Here is a 17,504-nt window from a genome sequence, read left to right on the forward strand (position 1 = left end):
TGTAGCGCGTTTTAGCGCAACATGTCTGTAATAGTTGTTTCTATATCAACCGGTTCCTCTGCAATCCATTCTATATTTCTCGATTGCAAATAGGTCTTGGTTTCATGTGCGTTTTCTGAGATTAGTAATCTTTCCCCTTTTCTCTCTTTTTCTCCGGGGATTTTGCCAGATGGTAATGGTTCTTTCATCCACAGTTGAACATAGGCTGCCGTAAGTTCGTCTTTATTGAATGATCCGATTTTTTGACCATCTTTGATGAGCATAATGTGATCGGCCAATTTCCGAACTTCTTCAATTTGGTGGGTCGTAAATAGAATCGTTCGACCTTCTCGTTCCATCCATTCCACGATGCAATCCATGACGAATTGCTTTGATGGTAAGTCCATGCTGTTGGTTGGTTCATCAAGAAGCATTATCTCTGTATTTCTTGCTAGCGTAAGAGCGAAAAATAGTTTCTGTTTCATTCCGTTAGAAAGTTTGGTCACTTTCTTATTTAAAGGGACATGTAATTCTTTCACAATAGTTTGAAATAGCTCTTCATCCCAACTTTCATACCATGACCGGTTTAAATCATGAAGCTGTTCGCCTTTAAAGGCATCAAAACCAATCTGATTTTGCGGGAGATAACTAATATGTGGTTTCCACCATTCATCCTGCTGGCTAATAGCCCTCCCATTAATACGAGTTTCTCCAGCTTCAGGGTTCACTAATTGCATCATTATTTTTAAAAGGGTACTTTTACCTGCACCATTGTTTCCGACTAAAACATGGATTAAATCAGGTTCAAATTGATGATTAATCGGTCCGAGCGATAACCCGTCGAATTCTTTTTCTAGTCTCGATAATTCCATTGATTGAATCATTTTCATTCCTCCTCCCTGATCAATTGCTGACATAAGTCGAGGATTTGCTTGTTTGTGTATTTATGTTGCTTCGCAGTTTGAACGGCGGTTTGCATTGCTTGATGGATGATGTCATGCTGTGTTGTTTCGCGTAATGTGGATTCGATTTCTGCAACAAAGGTACCTTTACCTTGCGTCGTTTGAATGAATCCTTGATATTCTAAGTTCTGATAGGCTCTTCGAGTGGTGATCACACTCACCTCCAAATCTTTTGATAACGCCCGAATAGACGGTAAAGATGTCTTAGGAGGAAGTTGCCCACTGACGATGAGTGCTTTAATCTGTTGTTCCATCTGATGATAGAAAGGTTCTCTTGACTGTTTGGATAACCGAATTGGTAACTCCATCGATCAGTCCTCCTTTATACAAAGTAATCCATGTTTGAAATCCGTCGTATCCCGTAGCGGTACCAAGCTATGATAGAAGCAATCGTTACTGGAATGACAACGAGTGAAGTAAGTGGACCATAATCGCTAGCTAAATGCATCGTATGAGCGAAGAATCCTGTCCCAGCTGTGAAACTGTACAGACTGAAAAAGGCAATCGACCCAATAAGCATGACGAAAACTAAAACAGTCATTTTTAACTCAGATGCTAAATCGCCGGCATCAGACGCAGGGTAGATTGATCCTAATGAAAGGGAAATTCCTACCCAAATAACTACTAAGTATATGAATTCAAGTGGAGTCATAATAGCTTGGGCTTCAGCTGAAGCTAGGTAAATAATTAGTAAAGTAATGATCACAACTGGAATGGAACTAAGGTGAAACGCTAGAAATCGGTACCAGAAAATCACCCGATTTGGAATTGCCATTTGGTTTAATCCAATAAGTAATGGTGAAGCGTAAAAATCCTCATCCAGTTTGGAGTACCGTGAGTGTTTACGATAGGTTCCAAGTTTTTGGTACTTTACATCTTTAGGGGCATTATAAAATCCGATGGTCATGATGAAAAAAAGAAATATAATGTCAAAGGCAACGGTTATATTACCAACAAAGTAATTGTCTACATTTAACGAAAGCAAGCCCATGACGAGTAGAATCATAACTATATTCAGTAAGATTCTGTGAAGCCACGTCATTTTCAAATCTAGCTTCACAAGTGGCCACGCTGACTTCAAGTTCATTTGTATACACCTCTCTAACTGTTTATCTGTTTATATCTATATACACAGTATATGATTATATACACAGTTTGACAAGTGTACTTTTAAAAAAAGTTTTTTTAGTCACTAAAATTATTAAACAAATTCGAAACACGAAGCATGTTTCTACCTATATAAAGTGTTATGATGAAAATACTGATTTTTTGAAACGGATATAAAGGGGAAGAGCAACATGGTTGAACAAATGAAAGAAAAAAGATGGAAATTACTACTTATATTAGGGGCCCTTACTGCAATGGTGCCTTTAACAATTGATATGTACTTACCGGCGTTTCCGGCGTTAACAGAAGAATTGAATACAACAAGCTCCCTAACACAGGTGAGTTTAACAGCGAGTTTATTTGGAATAGCAGCAGGTCAGCTTGTGATTGGATCTCTAAGCGATGTTTATGGAAGAAAGAGACCACTACTTATTGCGACCATTCTATTTGTGATTGCCTCCATTCTGATTGCATTGTCGCCAAATATTTGGGTGCTGATTGTATTGAGGTTTGCCCAAGGTTTTGCAGGAGCTGGAGGGATCGTAATCTCGCGTTCGATTATTCGTGATTTGTATGACGGTGCGGCGATGACGAAGATGTTTACGTTACTAATCCTTGTGCTTGGTCTTGCGCCAATTCTAGCGCCATTGATTGGCGGACAGCTATTAACGTTCACAAATTGGAGAGGTATTTTCGTCATTCTAGCTTGTTTTGGAATTTTATTATCCTTTATTGCAGCATTTAAAATTCAAGAAACATTGCCTCCGCGTTATCGTTCAGAAGGTGGCTTGAAAGCGACGATCAAAGTATTTCTTAACCTAGCAAAACAACGTCCATTTATTGGATTTGCTTTTATTCAAGGGTTTACTGCCGCTTATTTATTTTCCTATATTTCTGGTTCGTCGTTTATTTTGCAAGAAGTATTCGAACTCTCTCCACAAATGTATGGAATCCTATTTTCCGTTAACGCATTAGGGTTCACTGCTTTAAGTCAAGTCTCTGGAAAACTAGTAGACTATTACAATGAAGAGAAGCTTATGGTAGGCGGATTCTGTATTGCGATTTTCGGTGGGTTAACACTGATGTTTGCAGCTGTTACGGAGGCTGGATTAATTCCAGTGCTGATTGGATTATTCTTTATTATATCGAGTGTTGGTGTAATCAATCCAACAAGTCTATCCTTGGCAATGCAAACGCAAACAAAAAATATCGGAAGTGCCTCGGCCTTATTAGGTTTATTTCAGTTTTTAATGGGTGGGATCGCAGCACCTTTAGTCGGATTAGCAGGAACAAATGCTGTTATGCCACTAGCATTAGTTATTTTGACATGCCAAGTGGGAGTGATTATTTCGTACCTCACCTTTGTTAGGAAAAAAGTTTGATATTAGAGGTTTCAAATTTTTATGCTGGGGTATAGTACCTATACAAAAACTATACAAGATGAGGTGCTAGTATGTACGAAGTAAAATTGTTTGACCGTAGTAAACGCATTGTGAAGATTAGCTGGATTGGTAATGTTCAACCTGAAGAGGTTAGACAAGCAAACGAGGAACTTGATACAATAATTAAACAATTTAGAGGGAAACCTTTTGATGTGATGGTAAATATGAAAGAAGTAAAAGTAATGATTCAGGATACACAAAAAGAATTGGTGAAGCACCAAGAATGGTTACTGGAACAAGGAATGAATCGTGCAGCTGTCGTAGTAGAAGGAAATTTAGCAAAGATGCAGCTTAAGCGGACTGCCAAAGAATCAGAACATAGCAATGAATTTCATTTTAATAGTGACGAAGAAGCGCATGATTTCTTGGCTGCGAATTAGGGAATGGGTGTAATAAATTACTCAAAGTGAGGTGTCGCAAATGCAACTTGATTATCAAGTAGAAACAGAAGAAGGCGAAGCACGGTTAGGTGATTTAGTGAAAGACCAACCAACTGTACTCGTATTCGGGAGGCATCTTGGTTGACCATTCTGTAGAGATTTTCTCGCGCAGTTGCGTGAGTCCAATGAAGATATTGAACAAGCAGGGTTTAAAATTGTCGTCCTTGCCCCATCCGATATAGATCACATTCAGGAATTCAAAGAATCGTTTGGACCTTTTCCGTTTCCAATCGTTGGCGACCCTAGAAGAAAAGCATATAGAGGAATGGGTGCGAAGACGATGCCGAAGTTTAAATTGCTATCAAAAGCACTTATTGGAACATTGACACGCCAAGTGAAGAATATGATTCCAAAAGATAAACAACAAGCTAAGTTTGTGAAAAAATCGATGACCACCCAAGATGTATATATTCAAGGTGCAACATGGATTTTTGACCAACAAGGAAATGTTTTATTTGAGCATATTGATGAGTCGCCTGAGAAGCATGCAAAGATTGATGAAATCAAAAAAGTCGTAAATGATAACTAAGATGGAATATGGAACCCTCGACTATAAACTGGTCGGGGGTTCGTTTTTTAATAGGGTGATATCCATCTTTTAGGGTAGAATCAGAAGGGAGTTATAAACTTTAGCTATGGACTTACTTATTCAACTTAATTCTGATATATCTAAATTTAACAGTGAGGTATCCAACTTTATGTAATTTTCTTCATAAAAAAAGTAATCCAAATAGCTGTTCTAGACGTATGCTTGGTAAGCACTCGTCGTAATGAGCGGCAGTAAATGATACACTAAAATTATTAAATGATAGAGGAGAATACTATGAGCGAGCGCGATGTAGAATTTTACCGGCGAATTCAAAATCACGACCAAGATGCTCTAGAAGCCTTATATGATAAGTATGAGCGACTTCTATACTCATTTGTTTTTAAAATGACAAAGCAGAGTGAGTTATCTGAAGAAGTTATTCAAGAAGTATTCATGAAAATATGGCACCGAAAAGGGATTTACGATGAAAGCAAAGGTAAATTCTCTTCGTGGCTCTTAACTGTCGCAAGAAATACTGCGGTAGATCTGATGCGGAAGAAGAAGGATACACCTTATAGTTTAGAAGAGAGAGATTCGGTGCATCAGCAAGGACCTTCTTCGGAAGATTTGCTGGAATGGAAAGAAGAGGGCGAACGTGTCCGCGAGGCCGTCGCCACTTTAAAAGAAGACCAGCAAGAAGTTATTCATTTATTTTATTTCAATGGATTATCTCAACAGAAAATCGCAGACCGGCTGGATATACCATTAGGAACAGTTAAAGGTAGGATCCGGCTAGCTTTGAAGCATTTAAAGAAAAATATATCACAACATGACGAAGGGGGGATTTAGCGTGTCAGATCAAAAACAATGCGAACTACTAATTGATTATTTTAACCAAGAGCTATCGGAAAGTGAAAAGCAAGCTTTTGAAGCACATCTAGAAACGTGCGATGAATGTAAAGAAGAATTAGCTGAGCTGAACGCGCTAAATGAGACGCTACCTTTTGCATCTGAACCAGTAGATCCCCCAGAAGGTATGAAGGAACGAATTTTAGCGAATGTGTTGGCAGAAGAAACACCAACAAAGGAAGAGACAGATTCTAATGACGAAAAAGTCGTACCTTATACAAAAGAACCGAAGAGGAAAAGAAGCTGGATCTTACCATCGATTGCAGCAGTGCTTATCTTATCTCTTTTAGGAAATGCATATTTCTTATTTGGAACAGTAGATGATGTTGCGGAAGAAGATCCTGGAGAAGAAGAACCAATTGAGGAAGATCCACCAGAAGAGGACCCGAGTGAGGAAGATCCGGTTGAAGAAGATCCAGCTGAAGAAGATCCACCTGGAGAGTTGACGGACCGGGTGACACATTCCGTTACCTTGAATGCGACAGAATATATGAACGCAGCAGGTCAGGCGTCCATTTTAGAAAATGAACTAGGAAGATCCCTTCTTATTCAAGCTGAGAATTTGGAATCCCTTGAAGGGGATGAAGCTTATCAAGTATGGCTATTAGAAGGAGAAGAGCCATACCGAGCAGGAACCTTCGTACCAGATGAAGAAGGTCGAGGCGCAGTAAGTTTTTCATTAGATGATTTAGAAGACGTTGATTACGACACAGTAGCCATCACATTAGAACCATCACCAGATAACGAGCAGCCAGAAGGTGAGATATTACTAGTGTCAGAGTTATAAATAAGAGAAATCCAGAGCGGTGAATGTGTCGCTCTGGATTTTTTATGTGTACGATTCGTTTTGTTTAATGCTTTCCAGCGAGGAGGCAGTCGAATTGGGTGAGGAAATCCTTATGCCGGCAAACAGCGGTTCGAATCGGGTGAAAAGAATTGTATGCCGGCAAAGAGCAGCTCCAATCGGGTGAAGCGTTCCTTATGCCGGCAAAAACAGCTTTTTTCAAAACGAAAACTCCATTCATAGCAAGGATTCATCAACATAATTTAAATTTTCCGAAAAAAAATCTCAAAAAATAGTGATCCATTTAAAAACTCTCTCCGTATGCTTTGTGAAAGATAAATTAAGAAGGAGAGTGAGAGAATCATGAGTATGAAGAAAAAAGTTTTAGCGGTAACGGTAGGTGCTTCCTTATTAGTACCTTCCTTTGGAGCGATTAGTGCACACGAACATGGAGATGCACCTGCTCCTACAGTAGAAACGGATGCGGTGGAACTACGCTCGACACTAGATCATTATCTAAGTGAACACGTATTCCTAGCAGTAGAAGCAATGCGTAAAGGTGCAGATGGAGCGGAAGATTTTGAAGCGGCTGCGAATGCGCTAAATGCAAATACGGAAGACTTATCAGCAGCAATTGCTTCTGTATATGGCGATGAAGCTGGCGAACAATTCCAAGGTATGTGGGAAGATCACATCGGATTTTTCGTTGATTATGTAATGGCAACAGCTGAAGATGATGAAGAGGGAAGACAACAAGCGCTAGACGAATTAGCTGAATACAGAACGGAATTCTCTCAATTCTTAGAGTCAGCTACAGATGAACGTTTAGAAGCGGAATCGTTAGCTGATGGGCTGCAAATGCACGTGGATCAGTTAATTGGAGCTTTTGATAGTTATGTAGCAGGTGACTTCGAAACAGCGTATGAATATGAGCGCGAAGCTATGCACCATATGTATATGGTAAGTAAAGGTCTATCAACAGCAATTACAGACCAATTTGAAGATGATTTTAATGGAGAAACTCCTGCCACAGCAGCAGGTGACTTACGTTCAGATCTAAACTATTTACTATCTGAACATGCTGGACTAGCAGTTGTAGCGATGCAAAATGGAATTGACGGTGCGGATGATTTTGAAGCATCAGCACAAGCACTAAACAATAACACGGAAGACTTATCAGCAGCAATAGCTTCTGTATTTGGCGAAGAAGCTGGTAATCAATTTGAACAAATGTGGGCAGATCACATTGGGCACTTTGTAAGCTATGTAGAAGCTACAGGTGCAGAAGATGAAGAAGCACAAGAAGAAGCGCTAGCTATGCTAGATGAGTATCGTGCAGAGTTCTCTGAATTTCTAGATACTGCAACAGAAGGTAGAGTAGCAGCAGATGGACTATCTCAAGGACTACAAGAACACGTGAATCAACTAATTGGATCTTTCGATAGCTATGTAGCAGGTGACTATGAAGCAGCTTATGCAGATGCACGCGAAGCATACGGTCACATGTTCATGCCAGCAAAAGGACTATCAGGAGCATTTGTTGATCAGTTCCCTGAAGAGTTCGCGCATGATATGCCAAGCGACATGCCTGAAACTGGTTTAGCACCAGCTGACCAAGGCGGAATGAGCGCAACTATGCTTACGATGATGGTTGTAGGACTATTCGCAGTAATGGCAGCATCAGGCATTATGCTTACGAAAGTGAATAGAAAGAACGCATAGACAAAATTATAGAATAAAGGGTAATCCTCCAAATAGATGAGGCATTGAGTGTAAGCACTCAATGCCTTTTTTTTACAACCTTCCATAAAGGATTTCTAGATATAAAGCGACTTTCGTGGATAACTGAGGAGAATTCTGGATATAAAGCGGATTTTCTGGATAAAGACCTGCTTTATGGATTAAGTCTATAAAATTATGTAAAAAGAAAAGGGCCTCATCAATCCTTATGTTACAATGCTTTCACCACAAAAACATAACAGGAGGAATTGATGAGGACCCATCTTAATATTAACGTATATTATGAGGAATTGAAACTTTTAACCTCAGCTACTTGTTTAAAATTTGAAACTACTTCTTTACTCCATCCGTATAATGGAGTGGAGTAGTAATTGCTTATTTATAGGAGGTTTACATGCAATATCAATATAAAACAAGTATAAACGGATTAACTACGAAAGAATTAACGATATACAGTGGGACTGAATTGGTTGGATCAATAAAGGGTTCCTTTGATAACGTTTTTAAAAGGTTCGTAGATGAGTTGATTCAAAAAAGATCTTTGCCGTCTTTTATTACTTACGAATTAAAAGACAGCATAGGAAATGTTCGGTGCTATGCAGAAATGAGTGGATTTACTAAATCTGCTATAATGGTAACTTATTATGATCGTAATAATATAGAAAACAATATAACAATAGAAAACATGAAAGATAAAAGTTTCGAATACAAAAAAGCAGAGTTTAAGTATAAAGAAACAGAGTGTTTGATATATAAAGAGAATTCCAAAAATCCATTTAACCCTAAACCTGCTGAACTGTTTTTCGGGGAAGAATTGGTTGCCAGTTGGAATATTTCTATGAAAGAGAAAAAGGTAGTTGTAAAAATAAATAATTATAAATACGTGGAAGATAGATTTTTAATTTTTGGTATCTTCCATGCTTTTTTATATCCTACAAAAGGGTAAAAACATTACTTGTTCGAACATAGAGAGGTGAATTCTGATGCTTAAATCCAAAAAGGTTCGTTTGATCGTGTTTTCTACGATAGTGGTTTTCATGATTCTTTGGCCTATCTTTGAAGAATTCCATTACTTATACATATATTATCCAGTCATTGCGGTGGTTTTTTCACTTACTTTCATAAGAGTCTTTAATGAAAAGAGATTTGAAAAACGATTTTATATTAAATGGGAAAAAAGAAGAAAACTCGGAATGTGGTTATTTGTGCCCCTTTCTACGATGAGAACTATGGCTATTATTATCTTTGCTACTTTGTTTGGACAGCTGGTAGGAGAAAACCGCACACCTTTCTATATAATCACTGAACTGCCGACAGAAAGGTTAACAACTATGACTATAGTAGTCCTGATCATTAGCTTGTTAGCCAGCTTAGCAGAGTGGTATGAAAATGAAAAAAGTTATAGAAATCTAACACGGCTAAAACGCGAAAGCTTAGGGTTGTAGCGTATAACAATCAGAAGCACTTCTCCTTCGTTTATATAAACAACTTCAAGGGAATGTAATAACTAAGAAGCGAATGAAAAGGAGAGTGCTTGAAATGCCAGAAATTAAGCAAGGCAATAACAAGTTTTATGTAGGGGAAGAAGATAATCCGACTGCGGAGATTAGCTATGTTCCAACAGGGGAAAAAAGGTTCATTGCTGATTCTACGTACGTCTCCGATGAATGGCGAGGGCAAGGAGTTGGGAAACAACTTGTTGAGCGACTCGTTCAACATGCACGTGAAGAAGGGAAGTTAATCATACCGCAGTGTCCATTTACAGAAAAGGTTATGAAAGAAAATGAAGAAATGCAGGATGTGATGGAATAAAAATGGAATCGGAGGTCTAGTAGATGGGGTTATTAAAACATTCCGAATGGAAAGATACGAAATTTACGATTCATTTACTTTCGCAAATAGTAGGAAAGATTAAATTAGAAACAGCTCCTCAACAGCCACAATGGGGACACGTGACACTACCTTTAACAGCAACAGGATTCACAACTGGCTTACTCATGATTGAAGGTAAATCCATTCAAATTGATATCGATCTGCAAGAAAACCAACTCCGTCTTTATGCAAACGGAAATACACATGAATGTGCACTAGAAGACGGGAAGACGATTAAAACGTATTATAATTATATTTTCGATAAGTTATCTACAGAAGGAATTGATATTAAGATTAACCGCAATCCTCAAGAAATGAACTACCATACGCCATTTGACCAAAATACGGATACAAAAACGTATAATCCTACACATGCAAAAGAAGGTTTGCGTATCTTCCAAACCGCCTACCATGAAATGACACAATTTATTAGTCCTTTTCGTTGTCGTAAACTAATGCCAGCACTCTTCTGGGGAACTTTCGACGTATCCATGTTAATCCTACATGGTATCCGTGAACCTTTTCCAGAAGACAAGGTTATTGAAAAAGCTGCCTTTGACGAGCAGTTTATTGAATTTGGTTTTTGGCTAGGAGACGAGCAAGTTGACCATCCAACCTTCTTTGTATTGCCTTACCCATTTCAATTTAAGGAGCTTCAAGTATCTAACTTGAAGCCAAATGAAGCATATTTTAGTCCAGAACAAGGGGAATTCTTTTTAGGCATAGAAAAAGGGGATAAACTTCATTCTTCACAAGACATCCAATCCTTTTTATACACATCTTATAAAATAGTAATTGACGAACTTGGCTGGGAAGGCTGCGATTATTATGAAATCCCGCTGGATATGCCAAAACAGAATGGAGATAGAGGATGACTAAGTGTTGTCCTCTTTTTTTTGGCGTTATGCAGATCACCATTAAAAACCCTTACTTGTTTCTCCCGCAAATGGGCGTGAAACAAGTAAGGGGTTATGTCGTGTGTATAATTACTCTTGAACCAATTTCGTATAAACAACTAATCGATCTTCACGAGAATGGTCTTCCAATACGTCGCCATCACAGGTGATAAGATTTAAATTACTGCTGTGTGAATAGCCGAAGATTTGCTTTAACGGAGATTCTGCAGTCGGATAAACTTCACTTCTGTACACCTCAAAAGTTAATTGGTTTCCATCTTCACCAGTAACTATGACCTCATCGCCCTCTTGCAGTTGTTCCAAGTCATAAAATACAGCTGGATTCACCGTATCATCCACATGACCTGCCATAACAGAATTTCCAGGCGCACCAGGTTGCGTTCCTTCTTCATACCACGCAACATTTTCACTTCCATCTGGCACACCCATTTGCCCGTTTTCTAACGTTCCAGCGCGCTCAATTTCTGCATCGACACCGATTGCAGGAATTTCGATTCGAACAGGATTAACTCCTTCGCGATTATCTCGAATAATTTCAGAAGGACCTTCGTAATCTGTTGTTTCGGTTTCATCTTGCTCTTCCGTTTCCTCTGTTGTCTGTTCTTCCTCATTTACAGATGTTTCTTCTTGGTTCGTTTCATCTCCAGCGTCTGAAGTGGTTGATTCAACTTCTTCTGGCAGATCAGAGTCTTGGTCCCCGTCTCCACATGCGGCTAATATAAGTAGCATTGTTCCTAGCATTACAACAAGTAAACTTACTTTTTTCATCAAACCACCTCTTAAAGAGATTTATTTATAGAATCTAGTAAGCATACGGATAAAATTAAATTTTGGATCACTTTTACACAAAAAAATAGAGAAGGTTTTTCGCCTTCTCTATTTCATGTAATTATTATTGATTTAAAGCATCAAGTACTTGCACAAGTCCTGCGCCGTAGTGATCTTCATTTCCTAAGTCAACTGCTGTATCCTTTAACAGCTGTCTAAGTTCGTCATTAGATAAATCAGATTTCTCCGCCCATACGCTTGCTGCAACCCCTGCAACATGTGGGGAAGCCATGGAAGTTCCGCTAAGAGAAGCATAATCATTTCCTGGTACAGTGCTTAAAGTATCCACACCAGGTGCTGCAATCTCTACAGCTGGGCCGGTACTAGAGAAACTTGGGCGATTATTATTTTCATCTACAGCTCCAACAGCCATGACAGAGTCATATTTTGCTGGATAATTCACTGTATCGAACCAACCTAAAGAACTTCCGCTATTTCCTGCAGCAGCTACAACTAATAACCCTTCTTCATTTGCAAGGTCAGCGAACTCCTCAAGAATCGGAGAACTTGTAGGTCCACCAAGACTCATATTTACTACGTCCATTCCGTTATTGATAGACCATTCAATGCCCTCTGCGATTCCAGCATAAGAACCACTACCATCATTACCTAAAACTTTCACTGCATATAAGTTTGCTTGTGGAGCAACTCCGACAACGCCTGTATCATTATTTGCTGCCGCTACTGTTCCTGCAACATGCGTGCCATGACCGTCTCCGTCGTTATATGGATCACTGTTTTCAGCATCGTCAAATACGGAGTGTCCGCCTTGAACGTTAGCAGCCAAGTCTTCATGAGATGCATCAATGCCTGTATCTAAAACAGCTACATCAACACCTTCACCTGTATGACCTTGATTCTGCGCTTCTGTTGCTTGAACTTGATCGATGCCATAAGGTGTAGTTTGATTTACCTTATGTGCTTCCGCATTTTTCTCTAAATGTTCAATGTGAGGATGATTACTTAACCCATCCGCCTGATCGCTTGTGAGCTCTAAGTGGGCAACATCTAATAGTTCATATTCGTTGACTACATCTCCTCCTTCTACACCAAAGGCATTAAGAAGGCCATTATATGCTGGCCCATCAAACATGACCAAATAATCCTCTTTTTCTTGAGAGTCGTCAGCAAATACAGTTCCATTAAAAGGAACAGCTAACATTGCTACTAATAAAATAACTGATAATAATTTCTTCATGTCTCCACTCCTTTTCTAATTTAAAATAAGTCAGGTAGGAAGCAAATCATATAGATCGTTATACAATTAAAAGGGGGGGAGCATTACGAATCTAAACAATATGTATGTTCCAACCCGACTTATTTTTTGGAATGATTTGAATTATATGATAATTAAAAATAATTTCAAACCCGACTTTTGATTTAGTTTCCAGTATTTACATCATGAAAAATAATTATAGTTATACGAAAAACTCAGAAATTTAGAATATATTGGAAGTGAATGGTGAAGGAAGTTAGTTTATATAAATGAAGTAAGATGTATGAAAATAGGTAAAAAGATTTTGAAAATCTATGAAAATAAGTGAGAAGAATTAAATTATGGTAGGATAAGTACAGAGAAGGTTCATGGAAAGAGAGGGAAAGATCATGTGGCAAAGAATCGCACTTATGATAGCAATGTTTGGCTTTTTAATAGTGATCGTAAGCCCATTTACTAACATGTATTCACTAACTCCAGCTGGAATGTCCTTAATCATGGGAATTATGCTAGTGTTATTGTCTGTAGCTGAACTGAATCGACAGAAAGGAATTCTCGGTTGGGGCTTTCTAGCAGCAGGGATACTTGTGTTAGTGGTAGCATTAATAGAATTTACTAGTTAGATAGGGTGGAATGAAATGAATATGAAAAAGATAATTGGATTGTATACAATCGTTGTATTAATCGCAGCTACGTATTTACTAATCTATTCGCCAGGACAACCTGTACTAGGCTTAGTTACGTTGTTTGTCCTGCCTCTCTTTATACTTAACGGCTACTGGTTCATCAAAAATAACCAGAAAATTGCTGGAGGATTACTTGCATTTGCTAGTGCGACATTGTTTATTGGGACCGCGGTGGAACTAATTAGGTGGGCGATGTAGTAAAAAAGGGAAAATTTACTGTTTTACACACTTATGAAATAAACGAACCTCCAGCTGAATCAAAGATAGCTGGAGGTTCGTGTTTTATTCTGTCATATATTTTAGCGTAAATTCATTTCCGCTAATTCGCTTAAACAAGTCGTTGTATTTGTATCTACCAGCAGGATTGATGACTTCTTCTTTCAGGAAATCACCAAATTGCTTCGGGTTATCTAGTATTTCTCCACCTGAATTTTCTTTAAATACTTGCTCAAGCATTTCACATGTCACGTCACCCATGAAGTAGTTATGCATGTAAATTGGGTGGGTGGTGAAATGGATGATGAAGGCCCATGGTGGCTTTTCTCCGAATGGTTCTTCATCTAGAACGTCCTTGTGATTTTGCCAGTATAATTCATATATATCATCTATGGAGTTAATCTCCCTTCGGTACAATTTGTGATCGAAGAAGATCCGAGCAATGCTACGTAATGAATTTAGTTTCTGGAATTCTTTTAATCGTTTAAATTCTTGTTCCACTTTTTCGTGATCGTCAAAGAATTTCTTATAGAACACAGGGCTGTAAAGAAAGCTTTGGAATAAATTAGCGATTCCTTCACTGATAATTCCACTAACCCCTTTGTTTAAAATAACCTCATCTGGATCAAGCAAGAAGGAATGTGCACCGTGACCAGACTCGTGCAGGAGCACCCCATATTCGTAAAACTTATTTTTCACATTGGCTAAAATTCGGGAGTCCTTACCTGATTCAATTCCGAAGTTATAACCCCACTCCGATTTATTTTTCCGTGGAAAGATATCGTAAGTAATGTTCATGTCGCGTAAATTGATTCCAAAGAGATCGAACAACTCGGAAACATGTGTATGGAACTCGGACATGTCTACTTGAGCATTCAAGGAAGGTGCAAGCTGAGATTGAATATAAGCTTCATCCCAAGGCATGATTTCGTCTTCGCCTAAAAACTCCTGCGCATAGTGGCGACGTCCTTCTTTCATTTTCGGAAGAATCTGTTGTAGTTCCTCTTCCCATCCATCGAATGTATCTTGTTCCAGTTCATTTTGCTCCAATTTCATCGCAACAAAATCTTCTGAACCATACTTCTCCGCAAGTTCTTTTCGTAAGTTGAGTAAGTTAATGAATCCTCGTTCGACCATCAAGTCATTAATTTGGTTACGTGCGAAAAAAGCTTCCTTACGTCGTTCGCGATCAGGATCCATACTCAAAATTTGTCCAAGCTCAACGGCTGACACTTCTTTTCCTTCAAACGTATAACGAAATGTGTTCAACGTTTTCGATAATTCATTCGTTTGCTCTTGAATTTTAGCATTTAATTCATTTAGTTCTTCGGAGAGGTGGAAAGGTTCAAAACTGTTATGTATAATCTCCGCTTTGCGTTGTTCTAGCTCTGATAAATCTTGCTTTTTATATTCATTGATTGCAGCGAATTTTTCCTGGTCTTTTAATATACCCATCATCTTTTCATACTGCTCTTTAATCCCGAAATCAAATCCAGTCGTAAATTGTGTCCAGTTGAGTCGCATGTATTGTGCTTGTTCTTCCTGCAACTCTTGTGCAATCTTTTCTATATTTGTCATAGTATTCTGACAACCCCTTTTAAAAATTTTTCCACATAAAAAGCGTAACACAACGTGAAAAGGAGTTCGAGTCATTTATTTAGAAAGGCGAAATAATTTTTAGCACTTTTTTTATTTTATTTACAATATGAAGGAAACTTGTGGTACCATTACAGGAAGTTTTTAACAACGGAGTGATAATAGTGGATTCTTTTAAAAAAAGGTGGAGAGAAAGGGAGAAGCTAGACCCTCTTACTAGGCGTAGATCTTTATTAGTTAGCTTGATTGCTTTTTTAATTACATTTGGGCTTCTCTATCATATCAATATTTTTGGGTTTCATTATCAGTTAGAAGAGGCTAGTGAGACAGGAATTACAGTATCTACAGGCATCAACTACAATACAAACCTCCATGTGCAAGCGCATGATCATTTTAGTTATGAAGATCAAGAAGACTGGTTATCTGGAAGGATTACATTAGCTTCGATTGTTCTCGGTACTATTTGCATTATGGTAGCGGGGCTCGTTAGTGAAACAATGTTGATGATTAAGAAGCATCGAACGTTTAAGAAATTTGGTTCCTTATTAATAATAAATATCATAAACCTAGTTCTGACAGCTATTCTCTATTATTTACAGCATCTCGGCATTGAGAGAATTGTTTTCAATGGATTTTAAAAATAGAGAGAAGTCGTTTATAGTAAATTCACTATATTTATGCAAAATTGTTTAAAATTATGATACCCTAGCAGGAACTTTTAACAGTGGAGTGGGGAAATTGAAAAATATTAAGGATTGGCTGGATAAACATTTGCGAAATACTGTCTCCCTCTTATTAGTCGGGGCAATCGTATACTTAATATGTTACGCAAATTTCTATCAATATAATATATTCGGTATACACTACATAACAGAAGGTGATGGAGAGACCGCTACTATTCTTACAGGCTTTCAATACAATGAAGAAGTTACAGTAGAAGCGAGTCGGTTTAATGACAAAGAGGAGCAAGTGGAGATCGTCGCTAGGAATGCAGATCGACTTTGGAACTCGTTAAACATTGTTATTATAACTGTAGTTACACTTATCATGGCTGTTTATTCCTATTTCAAGATTGAACGAACTCGAAATGAACTTTTATGGGGAATAGGGTTTAATCTGTTGTTGGTATTTCTTAATATAATTACTTATATACAAGCGATCGAAGCCCTTGAAAGAAATATAAACGGAAAGACTATCTAATCAATCGACTTACTAACAAATATAAACGCAAAACAAACAGTCGCATTCAAAGAAGCGAAAGCGTAATATACTATTTCTGTCGTAGCAAGCCCTAGATCAGGGAATCGGATAATGAACAAAGTTAATATGAAATGGATAACGAAAAGAACAACTGACAAGATACCACCGTTTCTTCTAATTAAGGACGCACGTTCCTCGTCTTGTCGGAATTGTGGATATAAAAAGTAGATTGTCCAGGTCGTAAACGCAAAGCTAAGTAGCATCAAGCCAGTTGGATCAGGGAATTGCCCAATCATGATGTCAATGACGTTAATGGCGATCACCATTACACTCATAATGATGACAATGGTAAGGTAGATCGGTCCTAATGTATGTTTTTTCATCGTAAGTCATCCTTCGTTTTAGTTAGATTTTTCTTCTGGTTCAAATACTTCTTCGATTGTACAGTTAAACACGAAAGCTATGTCAAACGCTAGCTGCAGAGAAGGGTTATACTTTCCTTTTTCCAAAGAAATAACGGTTTGTCTAGAGACACTGAGTTTCTCTGCTAAAGCGTCTTGGGTAAGTCCGGCATGTTTTCGTTTTTCTTTGATTGAATTATTCATTAGATGACCTCACTTAGATTCTCTTTGAAACGATAACTAACGAAATTGCTAGTACTAAAAATAGTAGTGAGACTGTGTAAAATATAAACTCTGATGCTAGTATTTCAAGATTGCCGTAGCTAATAAACATATAAAATATAATCATATACAAAATTAAAACTCCTAATGTATAAAAGGCACTCTTTTCCTTTATTTTAGTTGCTCGTTCATCCCCACTCTCCAAATGAGAATCTAAGTAAATAGATGTAATCCAATAAAATAAAAGACCTAGTATACTTAAAACCTCAAATGGGATATTACCGCTCGTAATTTCAATAATGATTATGGTTAAACCCACTAAACCAAGTATAACCGCACTCGCCAAAATAATCTTTCTCGAAATATTCTTCATTGTTTTCCTCCCCCGAACTTGGAAAAGTCATAATGTTAAGTCTACTTTACATATAAATGTCTGTAAACAGGTTCTTTTATTTTGA

Annotated in this window: 22 protein-coding genes and 1 pseudogene; 14 read left to right on the forward strand and 9 right to left on the reverse strand. The window is 38.0% G+C overall.

The window, feature by feature from the left end; genetic code table 11:
- Positions 1–11: 11 nt before the first annotated feature.
- From G532_RS0111910 to G532_RS0111920, 3 genes are read right to left on the reverse strand one after another with little or no spacing between them, the layout of a single operon-like run.
- The gene (locus G532_RS0111910) at positions 12–863 is read right to left on the reverse strand and encodes an ATP-binding cassette domain-containing protein (RefSeq protein WP_027964993.1); all 852 of its coding nucleotides are present in this window, start codon (positions 861–863) and stop codon (positions 12–14) included.
- 2 nt (positions 864–865) lie between these two features.
- Positions 866–1,249: a GntR family transcriptional regulator gene (locus G532_RS0111915; RefSeq protein ID WP_027964994.1), complete on the reverse strand. Its 384-nt coding sequence runs from the start codon at positions 1,247–1,249 to the stop codon at positions 866–868.
- Between the two features lie 14 nt (positions 1,250–1,263).
- A complete protein-coding gene (locus G532_RS0111920; protein ID WP_027964995.1) occupies positions 1,264–2,028 on the reverse strand; it encodes a hypothetical protein in 765 nt (254 codons plus the stop codon).
- Positions 2,029–2,239: 211 nt separating this feature from the next.
- On the opposite strand from G532_RS0111920, the gene G532_RS0111925 reads away from it, so the two are divergent.
- The 10 genes and pseudogenes from G532_RS0111925 (at position 2,240) to G532_RS0111985 (ending at position 10,639) form a co-directional block, all read left to right on the forward strand.
- Positions 2,240–3,430, forward strand: a complete 1,191-nt coding sequence (locus G532_RS0111925) for a multidrug effflux MFS transporter (protein ID WP_027964996.1) — start codon at positions 2,240–2,242, stop codon at positions 3,428–3,430.
- A 71-nt stretch (positions 3,431–3,501) separates the two neighbouring features.
- Complete coding sequence (locus G532_RS0111930; RefSeq protein WP_027964997.1) at positions 3,502–3,870, forward strand: STAS/SEC14 domain-containing protein; 369 nt, start codon at positions 3,502–3,504, stop codon at positions 3,868–3,870.
- A gap of 157 nt (positions 3,871–4,027) precedes the next feature.
- Positions 4,028–4,459, forward strand: a pseudogene (locus tag G532_RS0111940) (peroxiredoxin-like family protein); the annotation flags it as partial.
- Positions 4,460–4,753: 294 nt separating this feature from the next.
- A complete protein-coding gene (locus G532_RS0111945) occupies positions 4,754–5,308 on the forward strand; it encodes an RNA polymerase sigma factor (RefSeq protein WP_027964999.1) in 555 nt (184 codons plus the stop codon).
- A gap of 1 nt (position 5,309) precedes the next feature.
- Positions 5,310–6,155, forward strand: coding sequence for an anti-sigma factor (locus G532_RS0111950; protein WP_027965000.1), 846 nt, complete (start codon positions 5,310–5,312; stop codon positions 6,153–6,155).
- A 360-nt stretch (positions 6,156–6,515) separates the two neighbouring features.
- On the forward strand, positions 6,516–7,874 hold the full coding sequence (locus tag G532_RS0111960) for a hypothetical protein (protein ID WP_027965001.1): 1,359 nt from the start codon (positions 6,516–6,518) through the stop codon (positions 7,872–7,874).
- 412 nt (positions 7,875–8,286) lie between these two features.
- Complete coding sequence (locus G532_RS0111970) at positions 8,287–8,838, forward strand: tubby C-terminal domain-like protein (RefSeq protein ID WP_027965002.1); 552 nt, start codon at positions 8,287–8,289, stop codon at positions 8,836–8,838.
- 37 nt (positions 8,839–8,875) lie between these two features.
- On the forward strand, positions 8,876–9,337 hold the full coding sequence (locus G532_RS0111975) for a hypothetical protein (protein WP_027965003.1): 462 nt from the start codon (positions 8,876–8,878) through the stop codon (positions 9,335–9,337).
- A gap of 73 nt (positions 9,338–9,410) precedes the next feature.
- A complete protein-coding gene (locus G532_RS0111980) occupies positions 9,411–9,704 on the forward strand; it encodes a GNAT family N-acetyltransferase (protein WP_084500749.1) in 294 nt (97 codons plus the stop codon).
- A 23-nt stretch (positions 9,705–9,727) separates the two neighbouring features.
- A complete protein-coding gene (locus G532_RS0111985) occupies positions 9,728–10,639 on the forward strand; it encodes a DUF5996 family protein (RefSeq protein ID WP_027965005.1) in 912 nt (303 codons plus the stop codon).
- Positions 10,640–10,750: 111 nt separating this feature from the next.
- Here G532_RS0111985 and G532_RS0111990 read toward each other — a convergent pair whose 3' ends face one another.
- Together G532_RS0111990 and G532_RS0111995 are read right to left on the reverse strand one after the other, a co-directional pair.
- Positions 10,751–11,449: a class F sortase gene (locus G532_RS0111990; protein WP_027965006.1), complete on the reverse strand. Its 699-nt coding sequence runs from the start codon at positions 11,447–11,449 to the stop codon at positions 10,751–10,753.
- A gap of 124 nt (positions 11,450–11,573) precedes the next feature.
- Positions 11,574–12,707 carry a S8 family peptidase gene (locus G532_RS0111995; RefSeq protein ID WP_027965007.1) on the reverse strand — a complete coding sequence of 378 codons (1,134 nt, stop codon included), beginning with the start codon at positions 12,705–12,707 and terminating at the stop codon, positions 11,574–11,576.
- A 407-nt stretch (positions 12,708–13,114) separates the two neighbouring features.
- On the opposite strand from G532_RS0111995, the gene G532_RS0112000 reads away from it, so the two are divergent.
- Both G532_RS0112000 and G532_RS0112005 read left to right on the forward strand, forming a co-directional pair.
- The gene (locus G532_RS0112000; RefSeq protein ID WP_027965008.1) at positions 13,115–13,348 is read left to right on the forward strand and encodes a hypothetical protein; all 234 of its coding nucleotides are present in this window, start codon (positions 13,115–13,117) and stop codon (positions 13,346–13,348) included.
- Positions 13,349–13,363: 15 nt separating this feature from the next.
- Positions 13,364–13,609, forward strand: coding sequence for a hypothetical protein (locus G532_RS0112005; protein WP_027965009.1), 246 nt, complete (start codon positions 13,364–13,366; stop codon positions 13,607–13,609).
- A gap of 84 nt (positions 13,610–13,693) precedes the next feature.
- Here G532_RS0112005 and G532_RS0112010 read toward each other — a convergent pair whose 3' ends face one another.
- Positions 13,694–15,205, reverse strand: coding sequence for a M3 family metallopeptidase (locus tag G532_RS0112010; protein ID WP_027965010.1), 1,512 nt, complete (start codon positions 15,203–15,205; stop codon positions 13,694–13,696).
- 182 nt (positions 15,206–15,387) lie between these two features.
- On the opposite strand from G532_RS0112010, the gene G532_RS0112015 reads away from it, so the two are divergent.
- Together G532_RS0112015 and G532_RS0112020 are read left to right on the forward strand one after the other, a co-directional pair.
- A complete protein-coding gene (locus G532_RS0112015) occupies positions 15,388–15,861 on the forward strand; it encodes a hypothetical protein (protein ID WP_156882590.1) in 474 nt (157 codons plus the stop codon).
- A gap of 100 nt (positions 15,862–15,961) precedes the next feature.
- Positions 15,962–16,423, forward strand: a complete 462-nt coding sequence (locus G532_RS0112020) for a hypothetical protein (RefSeq protein ID WP_027965012.1) — start codon at positions 15,962–15,964, stop codon at positions 16,421–16,423.
- Here the strand turns inward: G532_RS0112020 and G532_RS0112025 are convergent.
- The 3 genes from G532_RS0112025 to G532_RS0112035 are packed head-to-tail and all read right to left on the reverse strand — an operon-like array spanning position 16,420 to position 17,419.
- Entirely contained in the window at positions 16,420–16,806 is a 387-nt protein-coding gene (locus G532_RS0112025) for a hypothetical protein (protein WP_027965013.1), read from the reverse strand. The two genes, G532_RS0112020 and G532_RS0112025, sit on opposite strands and share 4 nt — an antisense overlap.
- A gap of 18 nt (positions 16,807–16,824) precedes the next feature.
- The gene (locus G532_RS0112030; protein WP_027965014.1) at positions 16,825–17,028 is read right to left on the reverse strand and encodes a helix-turn-helix transcriptional regulator; all 204 of its coding nucleotides are present in this window, start codon (positions 17,026–17,028) and stop codon (positions 16,825–16,827) included.
- Positions 17,029–17,041: 13 nt separating this feature from the next.
- Entirely contained in the window at positions 17,042–17,419 is a 378-nt protein-coding gene (locus tag G532_RS0112035; RefSeq protein ID WP_027965015.1) for a DUF2178 domain-containing protein, read from the reverse strand.
- Positions 17,420–17,504: the final 85 nt, after the last annotated feature.

It is taken from the genome of Halalkalibacillus halophilus DSM 18494, assembly GCF_000423105.1.
Classification (GTDB): domain Bacteria; phylum Bacillota; class Bacilli; order Bacillales; family Alkalibacillaceae; genus Halalkalibacillus; species Halalkalibacillus halophilus.